This is a genomic window from Thauera sp. 63, from assembly GCF_000310165.2.
Taxonomy (GTDB): Bacteria; Pseudomonadota; Gammaproteobacteria; order Burkholderiales; family Rhodocyclaceae; genus Thauera; species Thauera humireducens.
On sequence record NZ_AMXC01000007.1, the window covers coordinates 35,171 to 58,152 of the forward strand.

A 22,982-nucleotide genomic window follows, 5' to 3' on the forward strand; every position below is an offset into this window, starting at 1 on the left:
ATAGCATCCTGCCGTATTACCTTTTCCGGATGACACATGAGCGCCCCCACGCTGATTGCCCTCATTTCGCAAAAGGGCGGATCGGGCAAGACCACGGTGGCGATGCAACTGGCGGCGGGCCTGGCACTGGCCGGCTACCGCGTTGCGCTGGCCGATCTCGACCCGCAGGAAAGCGCCTCGCGCTGGGCCGAATCCGCATCGCCCGAAAGCCCCTTCCCGGCGCAGCTGGTGCGCCTGCAGGGCAAGCCCAAGGACATGGCGCGCACGCTGAAGCCCGTCGCCAACGGCGTCGATATCGTGGTCATGGATTGCCCGCCGTCGATCGAGCACCCGCACACCATGAGCGCGCTCGAGCTGTGCGACCTCGCGCTGGTGCCGGTGGTGCCCAGCCCGACCGACCTGTGGGCGACGCGCGGCATCGAGCGTCTGATCCTCGATCGCCAGCAGCAACGTCCTGCGCTGCGCGGCGCCTTGCTGCCCAACCGGGTGATGCGCACTGCACTGGCGGGCGACGTGCTCGACGTGCTGCAGGATTTCGAGCTGCCGGTGCTGGATGTCTCCTTGGCGCAGCGCAGCGCCTATGCGCTGAGCGCCGTGCGCGGTACCTCCGTGTTCGGGCTCGGCCGCGCTGCGGCCGCAGCCCAGGAGGAGGTCGAGCAACTGGTCTCGGCCGTACTCGGACTGATCGAAGGATGATTCATGGTTAGCACGAAGAACACCCAGTCGCGCTTGCGTGAAACGCTCAAGCAGGAGGACAGCTCGCTGGCCGAGCGTCTCCCCGCACCGCCCAGGACCCCGGCTGCGAAGCCTGCAAGCCGGAAGACGCCGACAGCGGCGCCTGCAGCGCGTACGCGGCAGAAACCAGCCGCGGTGAGCACGCCGGCTGCGGCTGCTGCGCCTGCTGCGCGTCAGGCCGAGGCGAAGCCCCTCGCCGCCTCCGGCGCCGAACCCAAGGCTGCATCCCGCCCCGCTCCGGTGGACCGACCCCCCAAAGCGCGCTCCCCGGCGACCGAGAAGGCCAAGCCCGGGAAGACGAAGGCAGACAAGGACAGGCACGAGAAGGTCGCGCGCGACTCCTTCTCGATGCCGGCCAGCGAGCACAAGCGCATCAAGGCACTTCGTGACGCGTTGGCGCAGGCGGGCTACGAGGCGAGCAAGTCGGAAGTGCTGCGCGCAGGTGTGGCGCTGCTGGCCAGCCGCGGGCTGGGCGAGATCATCAACCTCGTCGGTGATTTGCCCAAGGTGCCCAAGGGCAAGCGCGGCAAGAAGCATTGACCCCTGCTGCGGGGTGATCGGCGCCTCGTGTGGCACGGCGGGCCGCATTCCGGCACACCTGCGGACCGGGAAGCAGGCATGCCGGGCCTTCAGGTGCTGTACCGTCGATCGATTGCGTCGGCGGCATGGGCGGGAGCGTTGTCGTGTCGCCGTCCAGCAGGCGTTCGACTTCGACCACGGCCCGGCTTTCGGTCGGCTTGAGGTGAAAACCCATGCGTTGTGCCAGCGCGATCATCGACCGGTTGGTGGCAAGCACCCGCCCGTACATGCGCGCAAGGCCGCGACGGCTTGCGCTGTCGATCAGCGTCGCGATCAGCCTGTGTGCAATGCCGTTTCCTTGCCAGTCGTCGCCCACGACCAGGGCGAACTCGCAACTGCGGCCGTCGGCGTCGAGGCAGTAGCGGCCGGATGCGACCTCTTGCTCGTCGCCCTCGCGTGCCGCGAGCACGATGAATGCGACGCACTCGGTGGGGTTGGGTGAACAGATGCAGCGGGCTTCGGCTTCCTCGAGGCGGAAGTCGCCCCGCCCGAAGCGGAAGTAGCGGGTGCCGTAGGACAGCGACTCGACGAAGCGGAGGGTGCGTTCGACGTCCTCCGGGCACACCGGACGCAGTGTCAACGTGGTGCCGTCGGCGGCGTGCCAGACATTGAATGGACGATGGTGCGGGGGAACTGGCGCGGGAGCCGGGTGCGCGCGCATGGGCTTGAGCCGAGTGCAGGAGAATCCGCGCGATTGTCCCTGGTCTTTATTGCGGGAAGATGACAGGGCGCGCACGCGGGCTGGGGTGCCCGAGGCGAGCGGGGCTGGACAGGCGCGATGCAGCGGTCAGGCGGTGAGCGGCGCGTCGTCTGGCTTGCCTAGCGCAGCACGAAGTCGGCGTCGGGCTGCGGCGCCGGGGGCGGTATCTCGCCCAGCATCTCGCGCAGGCTGGCGTCGATGCCGGCGACGATGGCGTTGAGTGCGAGGTCGTTGGGCATGGTGCCGAAGGGTTCCTCGATCTCGTCGCTGAGGGCTTCGAGCGCAAAGAAGGTGTAGGACACGAAGGCCACGACCAGCGGCGTCATCACCCCGATCGAATCGACCAGGCCGAAGGGCAGCAGCATGCAGTAGAAGTAGGAACTGCGATGCAGGATCACCGAGTAGGTGAAGGGCAGCGGCGTGTTGGCGATGCGCTCGCAGCCGCCCAGCGCAGCGGACAGGTCGTCCAGCCCGGCTTCCATGTGCTGGGCGAGGATCGGCGAGAGCTGGCCGGCCTCGCGTTGCGTGGCGAGCCACTGGCCGAGCCACACCAGGATCAGGTTCGGTGCTGAACGCGTGCCGGCCAGGCGCTTGCGGACATCTTCGGGTAGCAGGCCTTCGAGCCCGGTGTCGCAGGGCTGCCGGCGGAGCTGGTTGCGCATGGCGGTGGCGAAGGCCACCAGCCCGAGCACGAAGGGGCGCACCCCGTCGCCGCGGGCGGTGAGTGTCAGCGCCTGGCGGGCGAGGTTGCGGGTGGCGATCAGCACGGCGCCCCAAAGCTTGCGCGCTTCCCAGTAGCGATCGTAGCTCGCGTTGATGCGGAATCCGAGAAAGATCGCGAGCGCGACCCCCATCAGCGAGAAGGGTGCGGCCGTCAGCGTGACCTTCCAGTGGAATAGCTCGCCGTGCACCACGAAGACCGCGCACGACAACAGGAAGACGAAGAGTTGCTGCCAGAAGATGCGGTGAATCAGCGAGCCGCGACGGACGAACAGCAGTCGGATCCAGTGCGGACGGGGACGAACGATCACGGTGAGGGGTGGGGCAATCGGGCAAAGCGGGATTCTGGCAGGTTTTCGCGTGCCTGAACGGTCTCGTGTGTGGTCAATGCTCGGCCGGCTTCCCATGCGACCATGGCTGCCTTGCGTTCGCTGCCCCAGCGATATTCGCCGACATCGCCGCCTTCGCGCAGCACGCGATGGCAGGGAATGAGGAAGCCGATGGTATTGGCTGCCAGGGCGCTGCCGACGGCACGCGCGGCGCGTGGCGCACCGGCCCGGCGGGCAAGCTGTCCATAGCTCAATATCTGGCCGGGTTCGACGCGTAGCAGGGCCTCCCAGACCTTGATCTGGAAGTTCGTGCCGTGCAACACGAGATGAATGCGCCCGCGGGTCGGCGTGAGGGGAAAGATCCGCTGCGCCAGGGCCTGAGCCTGTGCAGGGTCAGGCACGAGCGTGGCTGCGGGCCAGCGCGCCCGCAGTTCGTCGAGCAGGCGAGGGGCGTCGGCAGTGCCGAAGGCGAGATGGCAGATGCCGCGCGGTGTCCACGCGATCAGCGCGTCGCCGAACGGCGTGGGGGCGACGCCGTGGCCGATGTCGATGCCGCGACCGGCAGTGCGGATCTCGCCCGGCGTCATCGCTTCGCAACTGACCATCAGGTCGTGCAGGCGGCTGGTACTGCTCAGGCCCGCGTCCTCGGTAACGGTCAAGGGGTCGGCGGCGGCGAGCTGATGGCGCGCGTACTCCTTGGTCAGGAACTGCAGGAAGCGCTTGGGCGAGATGCCCGCCCATTCGGCGAAGACCCGCTGCAGGTGTTGCGGGCTGAGGTGCACCGCCGCCGCGATCTCGTCGAGCGTGGGTTGTTCGCGGGCGTGCGCGCGGATGAAGGCGATGGCCTTGGCGACGCGCGCATAGTGGCGGGAGGGGTGTTCGGCGGGTGACATGGTCGGCAGGACTCCGGATGGCTGCGCCAGCGTGTGCCTGAAGTATGTCAGCCCCTTGCCGGCGATCAATCCGATTCTTGCGGACCGCATGACGGGCATGGCGTGGAGCCGAATCGCCCGGCTGCCCGGCTATGAGGGCGACCGGCTCCACGCATGCGTTCAGGCTCAGAAGACGCTGAACGGGTAGTCGATGAAGATGCGCACTTCGTTGCCCGAGGTGTTGTAGGCGCGGGCGTCATCCGAAACACGCAGTGCTGAAGCGCGCAGGCGCACGTTCAGATCCTTGGCTGCACCGTTCTGCACCTTGTACGACAGCTGGTTGAAGAACTCGCGCTCCTTGCCGTTGCGGGTGGTACCGGCGTCGATGTCGCTGCCGCGTACGTAGGCGACGCGATAGCTCAGGCCCGGGAAGCCGTACTGGGCGAAATCCACTGCGTAGCTGAGCTGCCAGGAGCGCTCGTCCTTGCCGTTGAAGTCGGACCAGTAGGAGTTGGCCAGCCAGATCGAGCCACCGCCGTCGCCGATGCCGCCGGCGTTCTGGTAGAAACCGTAGTCGTAGCCGACGTCGCCGCTGCTGCGCTGGTAGGCGAGGGTGAAGGCATGCGGGCCGGTGGCGTAGGTTGCGGCCAGGCTCCAGATGCGGTTCTTGCTTTCGTTCGCGTCGAAGTCTTCGTCGAACTGGGTGCGGTAGCCGTTGAAGTCGAAGGTCAGCGCGTTGCTGGCGATCGGCATCGTGTAGTTCAGGTTCAGGTACTGGCGCTTGAGTACGTCCTCGACGTCGGAGGCGTACACCGAAGCGCTCAGCGCGTCGTTGAACTTGTAGCTGCCGCCGATCACGTCGATGCCCTTCAGCCCGCCGCTGTCGCGGCCTTCGTCGCTCTTGCGCGACTGGGCGTGGAAGGTGCCGGCGGTCAGCTCGAGGCCGTCGATCTCGTTCGACGTGATCATGGTGCCGGTGTAGCTCTCGGGCAGCAGGCGCGAGTTGTCGTGGTTGAGCACCGGCAGCGACGGGCGCAGGTCGCCGTAGGCGAGCACGGTGTTCGACAGGCGCAGCTTGATCGAGGCGCCGCCCTTGGCGAGGTCGTCATCCACTTCGCCGGTCGTCGGGTTCTGGTAGAAGAAGTCGATACCGCCCGCACCGGCCCGGCCGCGGCCGCCATCGAGGCGCACCGCGTAGGCGGCGAAGGCATCGATGCCGACGCCGATGGTGCCCTGCGTGAAGCCGGAGCTGAAGTTGGCGATGGCGCCCTGGCCCCATTCGGCCTTGTCCTGGCGACCCTGCTTGTAGTCACGGCTGATGTAGGCGTTGCGCAGCAGCACGTCGAGCGCGCTGTCCTCGACGAAACCCTTGGCATCGGCCTGCCCGGCGGCCAGCGCCGGGCTTGCGCTCGCCAGTCCTAATACGATCAAAGCGGCAAGCTTGCTCGACATGTTGTGTGGTCCTGTAAGTTGATGGTGTTCTGATCGGGCGCGCCGTAAGTGGCGCATGCGGCGCGGATTCTCGCACTCATGCGTAGCGGCTGCAGGACGCTGTGGCGGGATTGCATCAGTTCGCCCCTTGCGCTCCGGAGCGTCTGACGGGACCGGGTCGTCGGCGCGGCGTGCGAACTCGGTGCGCGGTATCGGGTCCAGTGAAAACGTGGCGGGGCGCGATCCCACCCGCGAGCCGGTCGACTTCATCGGCATCGACTACGCGATCGACAACCGAACGATGGGGGGCGCATCCGGCCGTGACCGTGGCCACGCCCGCGACCAGCAAGGCACGCCACATGATCGACAACCTTGGCGGCGCGCTGGGGGCGCTGCCCGATGCGGACATGCGCAGGCGGATGATCGCGCTGGTCGAGGACTTGTGAGGTCTTCGTTGCAACGTCCTGTTTTTCGGGAGAAAACATGAGGCAGCGCAACCGCCGGCTATTCCGGCTGGATGGCTTGTATCGCAAGGTCATGATGGCCATAATGCGTGATTGCTCGCTTAGCTCATGCCATGTCCAGCTTGCCGCTTACCTCCGTCGAGGATCGACTCTACGTATTGCGTACCCGTTGGGAGGGCTATACCGCGGACGGCAGCTTCGAGCACTTCATCGAGTTCGCGGTTGCCATCAATAGCCTGGCCGAGCACTTCAACCGCTTGCGCCTGCCGGGGCTGGTGAGACTGTGCGAGGGGCTCGAGAATGCCGCGCTCGCCAAGCTGGGCGACCAGTCGGCCCACCCCTTGCCGCAGCAGGACATCGTGTCGTTGCAGCGCCAGCTCGACACGCTGCTGGGTGCGGTGGGCACGTCGCGTGCGCCGGTGCCCGTGCGCCGTGCCGAAACGTCGTCGACCGCCTTGAAGGAAATCGATTGGGTGAAGCCTCGCTCGGTCTGGGTGGTTGCGGATGCCAACGGGCATGAGCTGGCAGAAGGCCTCAGCCGGCAGTTGCATTACTTCGGTTTCCAGGTGTTCCAGCTGTGCTGGGATTGCGCATTGCCGCAAGCCGAGGCGCCGCTTGCCGTGCTGTTCGTGCCCAGCCATACCGTAGCGCAGCCTCAGGACCTCGCCCGCATCGAGCAGGTCCGCGCGGCCTGTCCGGCGAGCCAGCTGTTCTTCCTGGGCGTAAGGTCCGAGATCGATCCGATCGTGGTGTTGATGCGCGCCGGAATCGACCTGACGATTCCGGCCGACGAACAGTCTTCGACGGTACTGAGCCGCGTGCTCGACCTGGTCCAGACGCACGAACAGGAAAAGCACAGGGTGCTGGTCGTCGAGGATTCGCGGGTTGCGGCTGCGCTGATCCAGCGCACGCTGGCCGAGCATGGCATCGACAGCCACGCGATCGGCGACCCCGGCACCCTGCTGGAAGTCCTCCGCGATTACCGGCCCGACCTGATCCTGATGGACATGCACATGCCGCGCTTCAATGGTGTCGAGGCCACGCGCGTGCTGCGCCAGATGTCGGCCTATCAGTCGATCCCGATCGTCTATCTGTCGGGCGAGTCCGACATCGGCATGCAGGTCGAGGCGCTGCGTCTCGGCGGCGACCAGTTTCTCATCAAGCCCTTCAACCCGGTGCTGCTCGCCGCGGTCGTCAAGACCAAGATCGCCCGCTTCCGCGAAACCCAGCGTTCGAGCCGGGTCGATGGCCTCACCGGCCTGCTCAACCATACCGCCGCCAAGGCGCGGCTGCAGGCTTTGGTTGCTGCCGCGGTCGAGCCGGCGCGCATCACGGTGGCGATGATCGACATCGACCACTTCAAGTCGATCAACGACACCTACGGCCATCCGGTCGGCGACCAGGTCATCCGCGGCCTCGCCTGGCTGCTGAAGGCGCGCTTGCGCGCCACCGACCTGATCGGCCGCTACGGCGGCGAGGAGTTCATCGTCGCCCTCCCCGATGTCGATCCCGAAATGGCACGAAACGTCATCGACCGCATCCGGACGGACTTTGCCGCGTTGCCTCATGCGCATCCCGGCGGGGTGCTTTACGCGACCTTCAGTGCCGGAATCTCGGTCTATCCGGAGGTCGATGCCGCTGCCGGACTGACCGAAGCGGCCGATGGCGCCTTGCTGCAGGCGAAACGACTGGGGCGCAATAGGGTGGAGTTCGCGTTTGCGTGAGGGCGTGCTTCAGGCCTGGGCTTCAGATGTCGCCCACCAGACGGACATCGGTACGGCGTAAAGGCGCTCCCCGAAGGCCACGCACTCCCGCCCGGTGTAGAGCACGATGCCGCGATGGAAGCGCTCGGGCTCGGTGTCGTGCAGATGCTTCAGGCCCCTGAAATCCTTGCCATCCACGGCTGCTGCTGCCTTGACCTCGATGCCGGTCATCTGGCCATTGCGGTCTTCGAGCACGAAGTCGACCTCGATGCCGGTCTGCGTGCGGTAGTGCCACAGCGATAGCCCACGAGTCGAGAAGGCGAGGTGCTTGAGCAGTTCGGCGCAGACAAAGGTCTCGACAAGGTCGCCGGGCAGACCGACTGCTCTGCCGAGCGTGTCCGCGGTATGACCGGCGATGTGGGCGAGCAGGCCGGCGTCGGGGAGGAAGACTTTCGGGGCCTTGACGAGGCGCTTGCCGGGGTTGTGTTCCCAGGCGGGAACGCGGTGGATCAGGAACAGGGTCTCGAGCAGGGTGAAGTAGCGCTTGAGCGTTGTCTGAGCAAGACCGCTGCTGCGTGCGAGCTCTGCGAAGTTGAGCAGGCTGGCGCTGCGATGGGCGAGCAATTGCACGAGATTCGGCAATTCGAGGAGCTGTTCGAGATTGGCGAGTTCGCGCACGTCCCGCTGCAATACAGCCTGCAGGTAGCTATCGAACCAGGCCTCGCGGCGGCGCGGCGTGTTGCGTGCGACAGCCTCGGGGAAGCCGCCTGCAAGCAAGGCGTCGATGAAGACGGCGCGTTCGCAGGGCGGGAGCGGACAGGCGGAGAGGTCGCCATCGAAAAGAAGGTCCGCCCGATTGGATTGGGCATTACCGGCCCGCTCGGCACAGGACAAGGGGTTGAGCGGTACGATCTCCATGCGTCCCGCAAGTGAGTCTGCCAGCGCTGGCAGGAGCATGACGTTTGCGGACCCGGTCAGGAGGAAGCGTCCGGCGGTCTGACCGTGGGTGCGATCGCGATCCACGGCTGCTTTTATCGCGAGGAAGAGCCCGGGGGCACGCTGGATTTCATCGATGACAACCGGTCCCGAAAGGCCTGTGATGAAGCCCGCCGGATCGGCATGTGCGGCCGCGAGTGTTGTGTGATCGTCCAGTGTCAGGTAGCGGCGCGGCGTCGCCTCGGTCAGCGATTGTGCGAGCGTGCTCTTGCCAGTCTGACGGGCGCCGTTGAGCAGAACGACAGGCGTGTCCGCCAATGCTTCGAGCAGAAGCGGGGCGATGTGGCGATCGTACATGGCGGCCACTGTGGCCTGTGATTAGGTAATAATCAACCGAATAACGGTTGAAAATCATCCATTCAATGGATGATTTTCAACCACGGGCATGTAGCGAGAGGCATAAATTGGCAGGTCGCCCCCTTCATCTACAGGCGTTCCACCGAGTTTGCCCTTCAATTGTTGGCAGAGATGTCGGCATAAATTGGCAAGCCGACTTCTTAGCCAGTTGAGGTCAAGAAAAGTGTTTAAAAATATATGGTTATGAGTATATCTGAGAGGGTCAGGATTGCAAGCCGTTCCGCCGGCTGCGACCAATCGCAGCACGGAAGGGGTCCCGACCACGTGCCGTAGGTGATCGCCTATGCAACAGGCGACATGTTCGCGAGCACCGTCAGCAAGCTATTCACATGGGCGCCTTTTGCGGAAAGCGCTTTGCTGGACCACCTTAGCCTCACCCGTGCGGCAGCGCCGTCTTCGTACCAAGACTATCCGCCCAAGTCTGCACTGCCTGTCAGGCGACACCGTAAATTGACCCCCTAGCGACACGAGGAACTGACCCCCTCGTTCGCAAGGAGGCCACTGTTGGAAACGAAGCACAGCGAGGTGAATCCTGTACGCCGTCTGGTTTGCGGAGTGCAGGAGATGTTGGAGCCGGAGGCGGTCACGACGATCGTTCGGTTGGGGCAGTCGGGGTGGGGCGCGAAGCGGATTGCCAGGACGTTGGGCATCGCGCGCAACACGGTGCGGCGCTATCTGAACGCGGGCGGGCCGGTGCCCTACCGGCAGCCGCAGCGCGACAGCGTGCTGGGCGGTCATGAGGCGTGGCTGCGGGAGCGTTTCCTGCAGCACCGGGGCAACTGCGACGTGGTGCGTCAGCAGTTGAGCAAGGAGCTCGGGATCGACACGAGCCTGCGCACGGTCGAGCGCGCGTGCCGTGGGTTCCGCCAGGAGCTTGAAGCCAGTCGCCGTGCGACGATCCGCTTCGAGACTGCGCCGGGCGAGCAGATGCAGATCGACTTCGGCCAGACGCGGGTGCTGATCGGTGGCGAGCCGGTGCGGGTGTTCCTGTTCGTGGCGACGCTGGGCTATTCGCGCCGGGGGTTTGCGTGCGCGTTCCGGCACGAGCGCCAGAGCGTGTGGTTTGCCGGGATCGAGGCGGCCTTTGCGCATTTCGGCGGACGGCCGCAGACGCTGCTGATCGACAACGCCAAGGCGCTGGTCGACAAGCACGACACACAGACGCGCCAGGTTCGGCTCAACAGCCGCTTCGAGGCGTTCTGCCGGCACTGGGACATCGCTGCCCGGGCATGCGCGCCGTTTCGCGCCCGCACCAAGGGCAAGACCGAGAACGGCGTGGGCTACGTGAAGAAGAACGCCATCGCCGGTCACGCCTTCGAGAGCTGGGCGGCGATGGAGGCGCACCTGGCGCGCTGGCAGCGCGAGGTGGCCGATGTGCGCATCCACGGCACGACGGGCGTCACGCCCGCTGAGCGCTTCGACCTGGAGCGCGATCACCTGCGTCCGGTCGACGGGATCGCTCCCTTCCTGCAGGTGCGCGAACTCGTGCGCCGGGTCAATGCCGAGGGCTGCATCGAGCTCGACACCAACGCCTACAGCGTGCCGTGGCGCTTGATCGGCGAGACGGTGACAGTCATCGTCAGCGCCGACACCGTCGTGGTCGAGTACGCCGGCGAGGAAGTAGCCCGCCACGCGGAGCTCTCCGGCAGTCGCGGTCGCAGCATCGAGCGCCGCCATCTGCTGGGTGGATCGCCACCACCGGCCGAGATCGAGACGCCGCCGCCCACCGATGCGCTGCTGCGTCCGTTGGCCGAGTACGAAGCCCTCGTCGGAGGAGGCTGGTGATGCTCGAACCCGAACGACTCGACGAATTGCTCACCCGGCTGCGGCTCACGGCGATCCGCGACCAGCTCGATAGCCTGCTCGACGAAGCCAGCCGGGCACAGATGACGCTGCGCGAAGCGCTGCTGTTCCTGGCCGAGCGCGAGGTCGCCCGACGCGACATGCGGCGCATCCAGATGGGCATGAAGCTCGCCCGTTTCCCGTGTGTGCGCACGCTCGAAGGCTTCGACTTCGACGCACAGCCCTCGATCGATCCGGGGCAGATCCGGGATCTGTCCACCGGTCGCTGGATCGGCCACGGCCAGGCCTTGTTGCTGCTCGGCCCCCCGGGCGTGGGCAAGACGCACCTGGCAGTCGCACTGGGGCGCGAAGCGGTGGATCGCGGCTATACGGTGCTCTTCACTTCGGCAGCGGCGCTGATGGCAGGGCTCACGAAGGCGCACGCCGACGGGCGGCTCGAGGAGAAGCTGTTGCAGCTCTCGAAGCCCAAGCTGCTGATCATCGATGAGCTTGGGTACCTGCCGCTCGAACCGGCGGCCGCGCACCTGTTCTTCCAGCTCGTGTCGCGGCGCTACGAGCGGGCAAGCATGCTGATCACCAGCAACCGGCCGGTCGGCGAGTGGGGACAGGTGTTCGGCGATGCCGTGGCGGCCACCGCCATCCTCGATCGGTTGCTGCACCACAGCCAGGTCATCACGATCCGGGGCGACAGTTACCGGCTGCGCGACAAGCGCCGCAGCGGCCTTCTGCAGAAGGCCGCTGCCCCCACCCCGATCACGTCGGAGAGTTGATTAACCCAGGGGGTCAATTCCAGATGTCGTCAGGGGGTCAAATCTTCGTGTCGCTTGACACTGCCAGGTGGTCGATGATGAGGCCTGCGTCGATGTCGGCCTGCGCCTATCGGGCCGGGCGGGCGCGCGTCTCCTCTTGGGAGAAGCGCCTGCTTGATGATCCAGCTGCGCGAACGTCCGAGCCTCGAGGGCATGTGATGCACCTTGTCTGCCAGCGGCCCGGCACCTGCACTTTCGTCCCGGGTGTCGGTGAACGAGTATCTGCATGCCGTTTGGTGTTCACGGTAAGCGGCTTGGCAGAGATCTCACTACACACGACGCCTGAGAAGGTGATTAACCAGGAAGGTCAAAACTACTTCGTTCTGCTGGTTTCTCGCTTGATACTTGAGTTTTGCAATCCCACGGTCAGGTTTCGACGACGATGGACGAACCTCAAGCACTTCGACCTCTGTGCGTAGGGTATCGCCGGGCCTAACAGGCGCGAGCCACCTGAGCTCGTCAATTCCCGGAGACCCGATACTGGAATCAAGAAAGACTCCGCTTTGTATGAATAAGCGGAAGCAGTAGGCGACAGTCTGGAACCCGCTGGCGATGAGGCCACCGTAGGGGGATTGCGCGGCCTCTACGACGTCCAAGTGAAACGGCTGAGGGTCATACTTCAGTGCGAAGTCGATGATGTCGCCCTCTGTGAGCGTTACACCATTGGTCTTGAAGGTCTGACCGGCCTGCAGATCGTCGAGGTAGCGGGTGTTCATCCAGAAATGTCTCTCGGTGTTTGCTGTTGAGATTTCGGCGACCGTGATAGTCCCATGCACTGAGTACGGACGCAGCGCTACTGCTACGCCTTGTCCTTTGGCGCAAGAGGTTACGACGCGCCCTGGCTCCTTCGGGGTGACAAGTGGGAGCGCACATCTTTCGTGGAGGCAACTGCGGGCAAATCCGTGCTGAATCCCGTCGACTTCTCGCTCCTACCCGGTGTCATCGAGTCCGAAGATTGGCCTGTAGCGTATCGATGCCGGGCGTCGAAACAATTTTCACGGGTCAGACGCGCAACCTGCCTGTCTGTGTCATGCCGGCGGCCACATAGCCTCCGTCCACGGTGAGCGTCTCTCCGTTAACGTAAGAGGCGGCAGGGGACGCAATGTAGACGATCGCCTCAGCGATATCCTGGGGAGTGCCACGGCGCTTCGTGGGGACCATAGCAAGAATGTTTTCCCAGGTCTCATCACTGTAGGTACCCAGTGTCATCGGGGTCTCGATTGCTCCCGGAGCAATCGCGTTCGCGGTCACTCCGAGAGGGCCGAGTTCCAGCGCAAACTGCCGGGTGAGGCCAATGATGGCAGCCTTTGATGTCCCGTAGGCCGTGCGCCCCACCCCTGCTCGTAGCCCCGAGACAGAGGTGATGTTAACAATACGTCCATAGCCTCGTTCGGCCATGCCCTGCGCAGCGCGCTGGCTTGCCAGAAAGGTTCCGGTGACATTGACGCGCATCACCCTCTCCCAACTCTCAGGAGAAAAGCTGAGGAGTGGCTCGACCAAGAGCAGTCCAGCGCTGTTTACAAGGACATCCACATTCCCGAACTCTGCCTCCGTTCGATCGAACCCCGACAGTATCGACGCAGCATCTCCAACATCGAGCGCGATACCGATTGCCTCACCGCCCGCCGTCGTGATCTCCCGAGCAACTTCGATGGCACTCTCGAGCCTCAAGTCAGTGACGACGACGCGCGCGCCTCGTTGAGCGAGTGCAAGCGCAGCGGCTCGCCCGATCCCCGATCCACCTCCCGTGATGAGTGCCGTGCCATAGTTCTCGCGCATGAGCTTCTCCCTTTCCTCAGCGTCCCATCATCGTTTCGGGCAACCAGGTCGTGATCGCGGGAAATGCGAACAGGATGGCCACGGTGATCATCTCCATTGCCACGAACCACTGCGCACCCCGGAATACGTCTGCCAAGGATGTGCTTCGGTCGATCCCTGCGATGACAAAGCAATTCAAGCCTACCGGAGGTGTCATCAGCCCGATCTCGCACATCTTGACGCATAAGATTCCGAACCAAATCGGGTCAAAGCCAAGCCCTGAAACCGTGGGGAACACGATCGGCAGGGTGATTACCATCATCGAGAACGCATCGAGGAACATCCCCAGTGGCACATAGGCCAACAGCAGAACCGCGACTATCAAGGAGGGAGAGATGCCGCTTTCAACAATCACCTCTGCAATCGCCTGCGGAATCTGAACTAGGGTCAGGAAATAGCTGAATATCCCGGCGCCGATCATCGTGAAGAGGATCATCACCGTGGTGGTCGCGGTACTGCGAAAGCTATCCAGGAGCCGCGTGCCCAACGTAGCGCGGGCGACGCGTGAGAACAGCAGCATCACGAGGGCGGCGAGCGCCCCGATTGCACCCGCTTCAGTCGGGGTGATGAGGCCAACGTAGATTCCGCCAAGTACGAGTACGAAAAGCACGACTACCTGCCAGGCTTGTCCCGTTGCACGAACCCGCTCGCCCCACGGCGAACGCGGGCTGCGCGCCTCCTGGTTCATGCCACGGCGGCCGATCACCGCAATGCCGGCCATGAAAACGAGCGTGGTCAGAATCCCCGGTACAAAACCGGCGATCAACATCTTGCCTGCGGACACTTCCGTAAGCGCGGCATAGAAAATCAGAAGAACCGAAGGCGGAATCAGTACGCCTAGAACACCGCCCGCTGCGACCGAGCCTGCAGCGAGGCGGGGGTCGTAACCCGCCTTCTTCATCTCAGGGATCGCGACCGCGCCAACCGTGGCGGCCGTGGCGACCGATGATCCCGATGTGGCCGCAAAGCCTGCCGAAGTAAGGATCCCGGCCATGGCAAGACCGCCCGGCAAATGCCCAACCCACTTGCGTGCGACATTGAACAGTCGCTTACCGACTTGCGCGTGATGAGCGAAGGCCCCCATCAGGATGAAGAGGGGAATGACCGTGAGTGAATAGCTTGCAGTGGTGGAGAATGGAAGCGATTTGAGGCGGTTGAGAAGGAAATCGAGGTTCTCAACCATGACGATACCGAAGGCGCCTGATAGAGCGAGGGCCGCAAATACAGGGGTGCCGAGTGCAAGAAGCACAAAGATCAGCCCTACGGCGATACATGTGATGAGGGTAACGTCCATGACATTTCCTGGATTCTTTGATGCTGCCCAGATTTGATGCGTTAGATGCCGGGCCGCTCTGCCCCGGCATCTAACGTTCAGTGCGCGGCGATGGCGTTCACGCGCCGTTGCTCCGGCAGCCGATCGCGTGCAACGAGGGCGGCGTGGACAAGCGCTTGAAGTGCGGCAAACCAAAGACCTACGGCCACGATCACCTTGGCCCACCATACGGGTACTTGTAATGCACCCCAGCGGAACTCGAGGATCGAGACCGAGTAGGCTGCCTCCTTCGTCGCTGGCCAGGCGAGCAAGGCGAAGGTCAGTCCGGCAAAGACCCAGCCGAGTGCAGAACAGTGGCGCCCAATGATGCTCGGCAACCGATCGGTTAGCAGCGTCACGCGGATATGGCCGTCGTCCAGCAGTGTCGCACCCAGCCCCATGAAGACGACCATTGCCATCGACATCTCCGACATCTCGAAGAGACCCGGAACTGCGCGTCCGCTAAGGGCGCGAGCTACGACATCGATGGTGATCGCGAACATCATGAAGGCCAGGAAGACCAAGGCAATCCAGGACATCACATGAGCAATCCGCGTCAGCAGGCGATCGAAGGTGAGCATCTTCAGAGGCTCGCTGCGATCTCGATCGGCCGCTTGAGCTTGCCTTCGGGTGCGTGCTTTGCGATTGCCTTCTCAATCACATCCTGCATCGCCTTCCCGTCAATCCCGTTCGGTTTGGCGACGCTGTTGATCCAACTTTCGACTTGGGCTGGCTGGACCGTTGCCCTGGCTCGGGCCTTTTCGCTTTCGGGGAGGTCGATGAGCTTGACGCCTTCAGCAACGGCCTTCTTCACATAATTGGTCAGAACGCCCTCATAGATCTCGGCGAATTTCCCGTTGTAAAGCTCATTGGCGAGGTCGTTGCAGATCTTCTGATTCGCCGGCGACAGCCCTTCCCACACCTGCCGGTTCATTACGGTTAGCGCGGGAGCGTGCGCGCCGTCGCCAATGTCGTAAAAGTTCGGCGCGATCTCGTGCAGCTTATATGCGACTGCCGTAACGAAATCGAAGCCATAGACCCCGTCGAGCACTCCGCGCTCGAGAGACTGATATACCTCACCTGCAACCATCGGCACGGCAATGCCGCCAAGGCGTTCGATGACGTCGGTACCCACACCATAGGCACGAATTTTCTTGCCCTTGAGGTCTGCAAGCGAAGAAATGGGCTTGCGCATCACGAGTGGAGCGTAGTTCCAGTTCGTCCAGTAGAGGACCTTTGAGCGGTGGCGCTGCTCCCACTCCTGACGCAGCGGCGCGAAGTCTTCGTACACATCCTGGCAGACCCGCTGCAGCGAATCGGCACGATCCACTCGGAAGTACCATTCGAGCCCTCGCGTTACCGGCATTTCAGCCTGGTAGTATCCCGGAGAAATGATGGTGATCTCTGAGGTGCCGTCACGGACTGCACCAAGGTGCTCGCCAACCTTGTTCAGACTGCCAGCCCAGTAATACCGGACGGAAATGTCGCCATTGGAACGTTTTTGCAGTTCATCGAGGAACCAGCGGTCGATCCACGAGGGGCCTGCGCTCTCGGTGACATAGCTATCGAACTTCATCGAAGAGCGAGCCTGTGCAAAGCTTGGCAGACCGAGCATTCCGACGCCGGCAAGTGCACCCGTGGTCTTCAAAAAGTCACGTCTTTTCATAATCTCCTCCTTGGCTTATGGATGCGGGTTCAAATTGCCCGCGTAGCTCACTGCATTGCCGATAAAACGGCACGTCTCAATTCAGTCTTCAAGATTTTTCCGTAGCTGTTCTTCGGTAGATCTGATACGAAGACATAACGCTTTGGCCTCTTGAACGAGGCAATGTGCTGTCTGCACCAACTATCCAACTCTGCCTCCGTTGCACTCTTGTCGGCTTGAAAAACGACATAAGCGACAACTTGCTCGCCCCATTCTGGTTCCGGTTCACCGATCACGGCGACCTCGAAAATCGCTGGATGGCGTAACAGCGCCTCCTCGACCTCTCGTGGATAGATATTGGTTCCTCCAGAGATGATCAGGTCCTTGGAACGATCCGTTAGGTAAAGGAAGCCATCCTCGTCGAGATGCCCAAGATCCCCGGTGTGCAGCCAGCCATTGCGTAGCGTTTCGGTACTGGCTTCTGGATTCCGCCAATAGCCGAGCATTACCGTCGGTCCCTGCACGCAGATCTCGCCGGTATGGCCGGTGGGGAGTTCGGTTCCTTCCGGGTCAAGGATGGCGAGCGTTACGCAGCCAGCCGCGTAGCCCACGGAGTTGCGACGTGCACGCCAGCGCGAATGGCTCTGATCAGCAACGAGGGCGCGGGGAAGGACTGTGATCGTCATCGGACTTTCACCTTGTCCGTAGATCTGTACGAAGCGCGGCCCCAACACTTCCAGTGCGTGGTCGATGTCATTCGCGTACATCGGCCCGCCTCCGTACATGATCGTGCGGATGCCGGCACCGTCATAGCCCTCGACTTGGGCGGCTGCCACGAGACGCTTCACCATCGTCGGAGCAGCAAAGAAAACGAGGTTCCCCCGGCTCTTGGCGAGTGCAATGATCTCCGTGCTGTCGAACCCGCGAGACGCCGGGACCAAGTGAGCGCCCGCTACCCGAATCTGCGAGAACATATAGAGCCCGGCCCCATGGGACATGGGGGCGGCATACAGCATATGATCGTCGGGGCGGGGCGTATCGACGTCCAGGCTGTAACAGAGCGCCATGTTCCTTAGGTTTTCATGGCTGAGCATGACGCCCTTGGGCTTACCTGTTGTGCCTGACGTGTAGAACAACCAAGCAACATCGGTGTCTCTCGCCGGATGCGGAGCAGTTACCGGAGTGCCTTGGGCAACCGCTTTCGTGAGTTCCTCCTCGACGAATTCGACATGAGCGGAGAAGACGTTGCCTTTCTCCGTCAGTACGAGGCGCGCTTCCGAGTTTGTGATGATCCACTCGGCTTCTGTCGGATGCAGTTTGTAATTGACCGGAACGACGACAGCACCGATCCACCAGCACGCGTGCAGTACCTCGAGATACTCGGGCACATTCTTCGAGTAAACGGCGACGCGATCTCCCGGGTTGATGCCGTGCACGTTCGCAAAATGGTGTGCGCGGTCACACACAGCCCTCAACAGGCCGGAATAGTCATGGACCAGTTTTTCGCCGTCGAGGATGGCGGGGTTTTGTGGCCAAGCATGAGCTGCTTGGTAGAGCCAGTTGGCGATGTTCATGCTTGCCTCACGCGCGATCAGCGTTCAGGACTGAGGCATAGTTCGCGACGGCTGTTCCACCCATGTTGAAGGTCAGCCCCCATTCGGCACCCTTACGCTGCATTGCGCCCGCTTGCCCGGTGAGTTGCCGGAAGGCCAGCGCGTGCATGGAGACCCCTGTGGCACCGACCGGGTGTCCTTTGGCTTTGAGACCACCGGAGAGATTCACTGGGGTGCGGCCGTCTGCGAAGACCGTTCCCTCTTCGAGGGCACGTGCGCCCTGGCCCTTTGGCGCGAGTCCCATCGCTTCGTAAATGAGCAGCTCGGCTGGGGTGAAACAGTCGTGCACCTCCGCGAAGTCGAGGTCACCTGCGCTGATTCCCGCTGCGGCATAGGCTTGAGCGATTGCCCGCGTAGGCCCTTCGAACGCGAGGAAATCACGTCGCGACATGGGGAGGAAATCCGAGACATGCTCGGCTGCGGCAATACGCACGCGCCGCTTGGCGCTGGCTGCCGCATCGGCTGAAGACAGAACAATCGCGGCAGCACCATCGGAAATGAGCGAACAGTCGGAGAGCCTGAGCGGCGGTGCGATGAGGGGGTTCTGGTCGCTAACCTCGCGGCAGAACTCGTACGGCACCGGCTTGTGCATCTGCGCGAGGGGGTTGTTCATTGCATTCGCGTGGTTCTTTGCCGAGATGCGTGCCATGGCGTCCAGCGGATCGCCGTAACGTTCGGCATAGGCCTGAGCCACGATGGCAAAGACCTGAGGAAAGCTGAGCCCCCTTTCTACCGGGTCGTTTTGATAGCCGGCGCCCGCCAAGGCAGTCGTCACGTCACCAGTCGACCGATGGGTCATCTTTTCGGCGCCGACAACGAGCACGTTCCTCGCACGACCCGATCGAATCGCATCCAGTCCGGAGTAGATTGCTGCGGAGCCTGAGGCGCAAGCGTTTTCACAGCGCACAGCAGGCTTGAACCGGAACGCAGGGTCGGCCTGGTGGATCAGGGATGATGCGAAGCCATCGGGTACGAGCCCCGAGTTGAAGTGCCCAAGAAACACGGCGTCGATTTCCGACGGCGCGATCCCTGCTTCCGAGATTGCGTCGCGCGCAGCTTCGACGACGAGCTCTTCAAGCGTTTGTTGGAGTCGGCCAAAGCGGGTGTGACCGGATCCGATGATGTAGACGTCATGTGTCATGTCTGCTCCTCCTGCGAAACAGTGTGGCTTTTGCAGGGGGCTGGCGGATATGCATGAAACTACGTAGATTTATACGTAGAAAGTACGTAGAAACTACTTATAGGCGCATAAAGAACAAGATGAGCTACCACGATCTTCCTGATGAGGCTCTCAATCTGACCGGTTTCATGGACGCGCCGACCGCGATCATGGTGACGTCGAACCGAACCATCCTGAGGGTGAACACCGAGATCGAACTGCTGTTCGGCTGGAACCGGGTAGACCTGGAAGGGCAGACGACGCGCCTGCTGTACCCGTCGAGTATCGACTTCGAGAAGATCGGGTCACGCTGGAGCCGGTGGCTGCAGAACCGTCCCCGCTACGAAGATGAGCGCTTCATGCAGCGCAAGAATGGCGAGATCATCTGGGTTCGTGCCCGCGCGCGAACCTTGTCACCGGGAGATCCGTTCCAGTTAATGGTGTGGACCTTCGAGCACTTGAAGGACCGAGTTCCGAGCTCTTCCGCTTTGACGCCGAAGGAGCGTGAGGTTGCGCGCCATATCGTCAACGGCCACACCAGCAAGGAGATAGGACAGGCGATGGGGATCTCGCCGCGAACGGTAGAGGTTCACCGTGCGTCAATCATGCGCAAGCTCGGTGTCCATAACGCTGCGGAGCTTGTGACTCGGATGATCATTGCCAGCTAAGGCGAATTGACGTTTCCGGTCATTCGCCTCCTACGGGCTTCGACGATGCTGCTGTGGGTGTGCTCCAAGTCATATGGGGCGGCGCCGAAGCGCCGCGTTGTCTCCCCGACCGCCCCGCCATTCAGAGATCGTTGCACTGCCTTGCAGCAAGCTCAAACAGCAGCCCATTGCGGAATCGGCGGCCGAACTGCCGCGCATCCGTCTTACTCCTCGCGGTCTGTGGGGTCTCGTCATATTGGGCCTGTACCCACCGATCCGGATCTCCGAACAGCCCTTCAAGCAACTCAAGGGCTTCGGCGCAGACTGTCACTCTGTGGGTCCGTCCATCAATCCCCTGATAGTGCAGGGGGAAACGCTTGTTCGTCTTTTGCATGATTCTCTCCTCGTTAGTGGCGGCGGATCTTCTTGGTGCGATGCCCGACCGTGATGACGGTGTCGTCATGGATTACTAGGTATTGAGAGCCGCCCTTACAGACCTTCGCCAGTCGTCTATCCGCGCATAGCCCTGAACGTCGGAATCGCCGGCTGAGTAGCACGATCTCGTTGCCGTGCTGGCCCCGACATGGCAGGTAGTTCCCGTGTTCCATCAACGCCTCGACTGCCTCAAGGGGAATGCCTCTTTGCTGCATCCGTACTACCGCATGCTGTGTGAGTTGCATCGTCGACCTCCGGCTGTGTTCATGGGTGCAATTCTGCCCCCAAACGGTCGACGTGTGAACAGATTTTTGTGTGGAAAAACAAGAGGTTAGATTATGTTTTGCAACATCAATTTGAATATCCGTCTGCCAAAACTGCTTTGAAAGAGCGAAGCCCTATGCATAACCAAAAGCTAAAGGACATGGAGATTTTGAGCATCGAGAGCGCGTATGGTTATGTTCATGAACGGTCATGACTTACCAAGCGCAACGATCTCTTGCATGTTGGAAAAGTGTGCTCGCTCGGGAAGGAGCGGCAGGGGCGGTTTCGTACAGGGTTCGTCTGTCGCAGGCTTGCTAGACGGGTTGAATCAACGTAGCCCCTTCGTTGCGCACGTTGCTTACAGCGCGGCTCACAGGATGCAGCGTCAGCCCAGCCGAGGGCTGCATCAGATCGTGGGCTTGTTCTAGCGGGGTTGCCCCGTCAAGCCAGGCGGAATAGGTCGCCGGCTCCAGTATCAAGGGCATTCTGTCGTGCACGGCGCGGATGGCCGTGCTGGCGTTCGTGGTGATGATCGTGAACGTGTCGATCCCTACCCCGTCGGCGGGCCGCGTCCAGTGCTCCCATACACCTCCCAGTCCGAACAGTTCGTCCTCGACGGGATGAATGTAGAACGGGAGTTTGGTGTTGCCGACTAGCTTCCATTCGTAGAAGCCGTTCGCGGGAACGATGCATCGGCGTCGGCGGAACGCTGCACGAAATGAGGGCTTTTCTGCGAGCGACTCACTGCGCGCATTGATCAGTCTTGTCCCCATCGATTCGTCCGTGGCCCACGTGGGTACCAAGCCCCAGCGCATCAGTTGGATGACCCGCTTGCCGCCAGGCTCCTCGCGGACGACAGGTAACCACTGCATCGGTGCAGCGTTCCAGCGCGGCTCGAACTCGAAGCCTTCGGGCTCCGCGTCGAAGCATTCGCGCAAGCGCGAGACGGGGCCGTAGAGCGCGTAGCGACCGCACATTCGGTTGTCTCCTTTGTAGGCAGGGCGCTGCCCTGCATGTTCACTGCCCGCTACGGGTCGTCCCCGGACTCGTGCCGAACCAGCGTGCGATCGCGGCCTCGGTCGTCTTGTCGAGGATCATCTGCTCCCTCAGGCACAGCGATCGTACGTTGTTGGCGGTCTTCGTCCCGAGGGTCATCGCATCATCGTGCCCTTGGCCGAACACATGGCCACGCATCAGCAGACCGCGCAGCACCCAATTGACGTCCAGGCGACTGCCTCCGAGCCCTTCTTCCCGCAGGCGGTCGCGAACGCGCTTCCCGGTCTCCTTGAGGTCGAAAGGATGCGAACGGGCGTCCTGCTCGATAATCGAAAACAGCGAGCGGTAGTCCTGCGGCCTGAGCAGGGGGGCGCCCGAGACCTCGTGGATCTGGGTGGCGATGGCGAGAATCTCCCGATCGTCACCCCAGTCCGTTGCACCGCTCCCGTTCTGTGTGCCGACGTCGGGCCGGGCCGGATCGAAGATGACGCCCCCACTGTTGCTCCAGTCGAAACGAAGCGGCGCGAGGTCGAGGCTTTCCACGAACTTTCGAAAGCTTCCGTTGCCGTTCCAGTCGGCAGCGATGGCGGTGAACTGAGCCGTGAGGAGGCTCGCGAGGCGACTGCACGGGACGGGCAGGGAGGATCGCGCGACCTCGCCGCGTATGGTGTCGATCACACCGTCAACATTCCGATCGGGGGATTTCGGATTAGCTGCGGGGGTGGCCGTTGGGAGGGCGTGACGATGCGGATCGTAGATGACGCCTCCTCCCGCTGTCGTGAAGCGAACCGAACCGAGATCCCAGGATTCGATCAGGCCCCTGAAGGTCCCGTGGCCGGCCCACGTCGATGCATCCATTCCGTCTACCGCATCCAGGATGTGCGCGGCCAGTTTCGCCATGGGGACGGCGACAGAAGATTCCTTGACCGCTTGCTCCACGATCGCACGGGCTGCGGCCGAGACCGTGTCGGGGTCCGGAACCGTGTTCACCGAGGGCGCGACCGATTCAACAGCAGGACACTCTTCCTCGTCCCTGAAGCCGAGGGCGTTTCGTACGAACTCGTCCTGATCGATCAGCAGGTCAGCCGAGGCGCGATAGGCCGCTGAAGGAAAGCCGATTGCGAGCACTGTCGTGCGGCGATCCCACCGCCGCAGCTTGCGTAGCACTGGGGTGAAGTCCGCGTCGGCCGAGAAGACGATGAACTCGTCGTAATGGGTCTCGTGCTGTAGCAGATCAATGATGTCGAGCACCATGTGAATGTCGGTGCTCGTCTTGCCCTCGCTCGTCAGCGCCGGGCAGTCGATGATCTCGAAGCCGGCGAGATTGAACGAGGGCCGAAAGCGCTGGTAGGCCTGTGGATTCAGGTAGCAGCGCCTGACCAGGACGCGCCGACGGGCACCCTCGGGGGCGTGATCGGGCAGCTCGAGCTTGCTGATGATCCAGTTCATCCACTCCAGGGGTTGGCGGGCGAAGCGGTCGGCGATGGTTTGGTCCAGCTTGCGGAGGCCGGAGTAGACGTTGTCGAAGTCGACGAAGAGGGCGCTTTTCAAGGTTGTAGATCGCTGTTGGTTGACCGGCCTGATCGTGGTGCTAC

The 22,982-nt window shown here is 62.8% G+C and carries 21 protein-coding genes; 6 read left to right on the plus strand and 15 right to left on the minus strand.

The window, feature by feature from the left end:
- The first annotated feature begins 36 nt into the window (after positions 1 to 36).
- The gene (parA, locus tag C664_RS08205) at positions 37 to 696 is read left to right on the plus strand and encodes a ParA family partition ATPase (protein WP_004257339.1); all 660 of its coding nucleotides are present in this window, start codon (positions 37 to 39) and stop codon (positions 694 to 696) included.
- Positions 697 to 699: 3 nt separating this feature from the next.
- Positions 700 to 1,275, plus strand: coding sequence for a hypothetical protein (locus C664_RS08210; RefSeq protein ID WP_038011298.1), 576 nt, complete (start codon positions 700 to 702; stop codon positions 1,273 to 1,275).
- Here the strand turns inward: C664_RS08210 and C664_RS08215 are convergent.
- The 4 genes from C664_RS08215 to C664_RS08235 form a co-directional block, all read right to left on the minus strand.
- Complete coding sequence (locus tag C664_RS08215) at positions 1,217 to 2,050, minus strand: GNAT family N-acetyltransferase (protein WP_157354061.1); 834 nt, start codon at positions 2,048 to 2,050, stop codon at positions 1,217 to 1,219. The two genes, C664_RS08210 and C664_RS08215, sit on opposite strands and share 59 nt — an antisense overlap.
- 83 nt (positions 2,051 to 2,133) lie before the next feature.
- The gene (locus tag C664_RS08220) at positions 2,134 to 3,045 is read right to left on the minus strand and encodes a bestrophin family protein (protein ID WP_004257351.1); all 912 of its coding nucleotides are present in this window, start codon (positions 3,043 to 3,045) and stop codon (positions 2,134 to 2,136) included.
- On the minus strand, positions 3,042 to 3,956 hold the full coding sequence (locus C664_RS08225; RefSeq protein WP_004257355.1) for a methylated-DNA--[protein]-cysteine S-methyltransferase: 915 nt from the start codon (positions 3,954 to 3,956) through the stop codon (positions 3,042 to 3,044). The genes C664_RS08220 and C664_RS08225 overlap by 4 nt, the downstream gene beginning before the upstream one ends.
- Before the next feature lie 165 nt (positions 3,957 to 4,121).
- Entirely contained in the window at positions 4,122 to 5,387 is a 1,266-nt protein-coding gene (locus tag C664_RS08235) for an OprD family outer membrane porin (RefSeq protein WP_004257358.1), read from the minus strand.
- A gap of 556 nt (positions 5,388 to 5,943) precedes the next feature.
- Between C664_RS08235 and C664_RS08240 the strand changes: the two genes are divergently transcribed.
- Complete coding sequence (locus tag C664_RS08240) at positions 5,944 to 7,554, plus strand: diguanylate cyclase domain-containing protein (RefSeq protein ID WP_051019125.1); 1,611 nt, start codon at positions 5,944 to 5,946, stop codon at positions 7,552 to 7,554.
- 9 nt (positions 7,555 to 7,563) lie between these two features.
- Here C664_RS08240 and C664_RS08245 read toward each other — a convergent pair whose 3' ends face one another.
- A complete protein-coding gene (locus C664_RS08245) occupies positions 7,564 to 8,826 on the minus strand; it encodes an ATP-binding protein (RefSeq protein WP_004257389.1) in 1,263 nt (420 codons plus the stop codon).
- 624 nt (positions 8,827 to 9,450) lie between these two features.
- Between C664_RS08245 and istA the strand changes: the two genes are divergently transcribed.
- Complete coding sequence (gene istA / locus C664_RS08250; RefSeq protein ID WP_038011122.1) at positions 9,451 to 10,671, plus strand: IS21 family transposase; 1,221 nt, start codon at positions 9,451 to 9,453, stop codon at positions 10,669 to 10,671.
- Positions 10,671 to 11,459 (plus strand): IS21-like element helper ATPase IstB, encoded by a 789-nt coding sequence (gene istB / locus C664_RS08255; RefSeq protein WP_004255699.1) that lies wholly within the window; start codon positions 10,671 to 10,673, stop codon positions 11,457 to 11,459. The genes istA and istB overlap by 1 nt, the downstream gene beginning before the upstream one ends.
- Before the next feature lie 308 nt (positions 11,460 to 11,767).
- On the opposite strand, the gene C664_RS08260 is transcribed toward istB, so the two are convergent.
- The 7 genes from C664_RS08260 to C664_RS08290 all read right to left on the minus strand — a co-directional run bounded on the left by C664_RS08260 (position 11,768) and on the right by C664_RS08290 (position 19,027).
- Positions 11,768 to 12,214 (minus strand): MaoC family dehydratase, encoded by a 447-nt coding sequence (locus C664_RS08260; RefSeq protein ID WP_004257392.1) that lies wholly within the window; start codon positions 12,212 to 12,214, stop codon positions 11,768 to 11,770.
- 286 nt (positions 12,215 to 12,500) lie between these two features.
- Positions 12,501 to 13,277: an SDR family NAD(P)-dependent oxidoreductase gene (locus C664_RS08265; RefSeq protein ID WP_004257394.1), complete on the minus strand. Its 777-nt coding sequence runs from the start codon at positions 13,275 to 13,277 to the stop codon at positions 12,501 to 12,503.
- A 16-nt stretch (positions 13,278 to 13,293) separates the two neighbouring features.
- Positions 13,294 to 14,610 (minus strand): TRAP transporter large permease, encoded by a 1,317-nt coding sequence (locus tag C664_RS08270; RefSeq protein ID WP_004257397.1) that lies wholly within the window; start codon positions 14,608 to 14,610, stop codon positions 13,294 to 13,296.
- 77 nt (positions 14,611 to 14,687) lie between these two features.
- The gene (locus tag C664_RS08275) at positions 14,688 to 15,209 is read right to left on the minus strand and encodes a TRAP transporter small permease subunit (protein ID WP_004257401.1); all 522 of its coding nucleotides are present in this window, start codon (positions 15,207 to 15,209) and stop codon (positions 14,688 to 14,690) included.
- Positions 15,210 to 15,211: 2 nt separating this feature from the next.
- Positions 15,212 to 16,294 carry a TRAP transporter substrate-binding protein DctP gene (gene dctP, locus C664_RS08280; RefSeq protein ID WP_038011302.1) on the minus strand — a complete coding sequence of 361 codons (1,083 nt, stop codon included), beginning with the start codon at positions 16,292 to 16,294 and terminating at the stop codon, positions 15,212 to 15,214.
- Positions 16,295 to 16,341: 47 nt separating this feature from the next.
- Complete coding sequence (locus tag C664_RS08285; RefSeq protein WP_004257407.1) at positions 16,342 to 17,847, minus strand: class I adenylate-forming enzyme family protein; 1,506 nt, start codon at positions 17,845 to 17,847, stop codon at positions 16,342 to 16,344.
- Between the two features lie 7 nt (positions 17,848 to 17,854).
- Entirely contained in the window at positions 17,855 to 19,027 is a 1,173-nt protein-coding gene (locus C664_RS08290; protein WP_004257410.1) for an acetyl-CoA acetyltransferase, read from the minus strand.
- Between the two features lie 119 nt (positions 19,028 to 19,146).
- Between C664_RS08290 and C664_RS20945 the strand changes: the two genes are divergently transcribed.
- On the plus strand, positions 19,147 to 19,713 hold the full coding sequence (locus tag C664_RS20945) for a LuxR family transcriptional regulator (RefSeq protein WP_004257415.1): 567 nt from the start codon (positions 19,147 to 19,149) through the stop codon (positions 19,711 to 19,713).
- Positions 19,714 to 19,834: 121 nt separating this feature from the next.
- Here C664_RS20945 and C664_RS08300 read toward each other — a convergent pair whose 3' ends face one another.
- From C664_RS08300 to C664_RS08315, 3 genes are all read right to left on the minus strand, one after another.
- The gene (locus C664_RS08300) at positions 19,835 to 20,086 is read right to left on the minus strand and encodes a hypothetical protein (protein WP_004257419.1); all 252 of its coding nucleotides are present in this window, start codon (positions 20,084 to 20,086) and stop codon (positions 19,835 to 19,837) included.
- Positions 20,087 to 20,705: 619 nt separating this feature from the next.
- Positions 20,706 to 21,368 carry an SOS response-associated peptidase gene (locus C664_RS08310; RefSeq protein ID WP_004257427.1) on the minus strand — a complete coding sequence of 221 codons (663 nt, stop codon included), beginning with the start codon at positions 21,366 to 21,368 and terminating at the stop codon, positions 20,706 to 20,708.
- A 40-nt stretch (positions 21,369 to 21,408) separates the two neighbouring features.
- Positions 21,409 to 22,938 (minus strand): NYN domain-containing protein, encoded by a 1,530-nt coding sequence (locus C664_RS08315; protein WP_004257431.1) that lies wholly within the window; start codon positions 22,936 to 22,938, stop codon positions 21,409 to 21,411.
- Between the last annotated feature and the right edge of the window lie 44 nt (positions 22,939 to 22,982).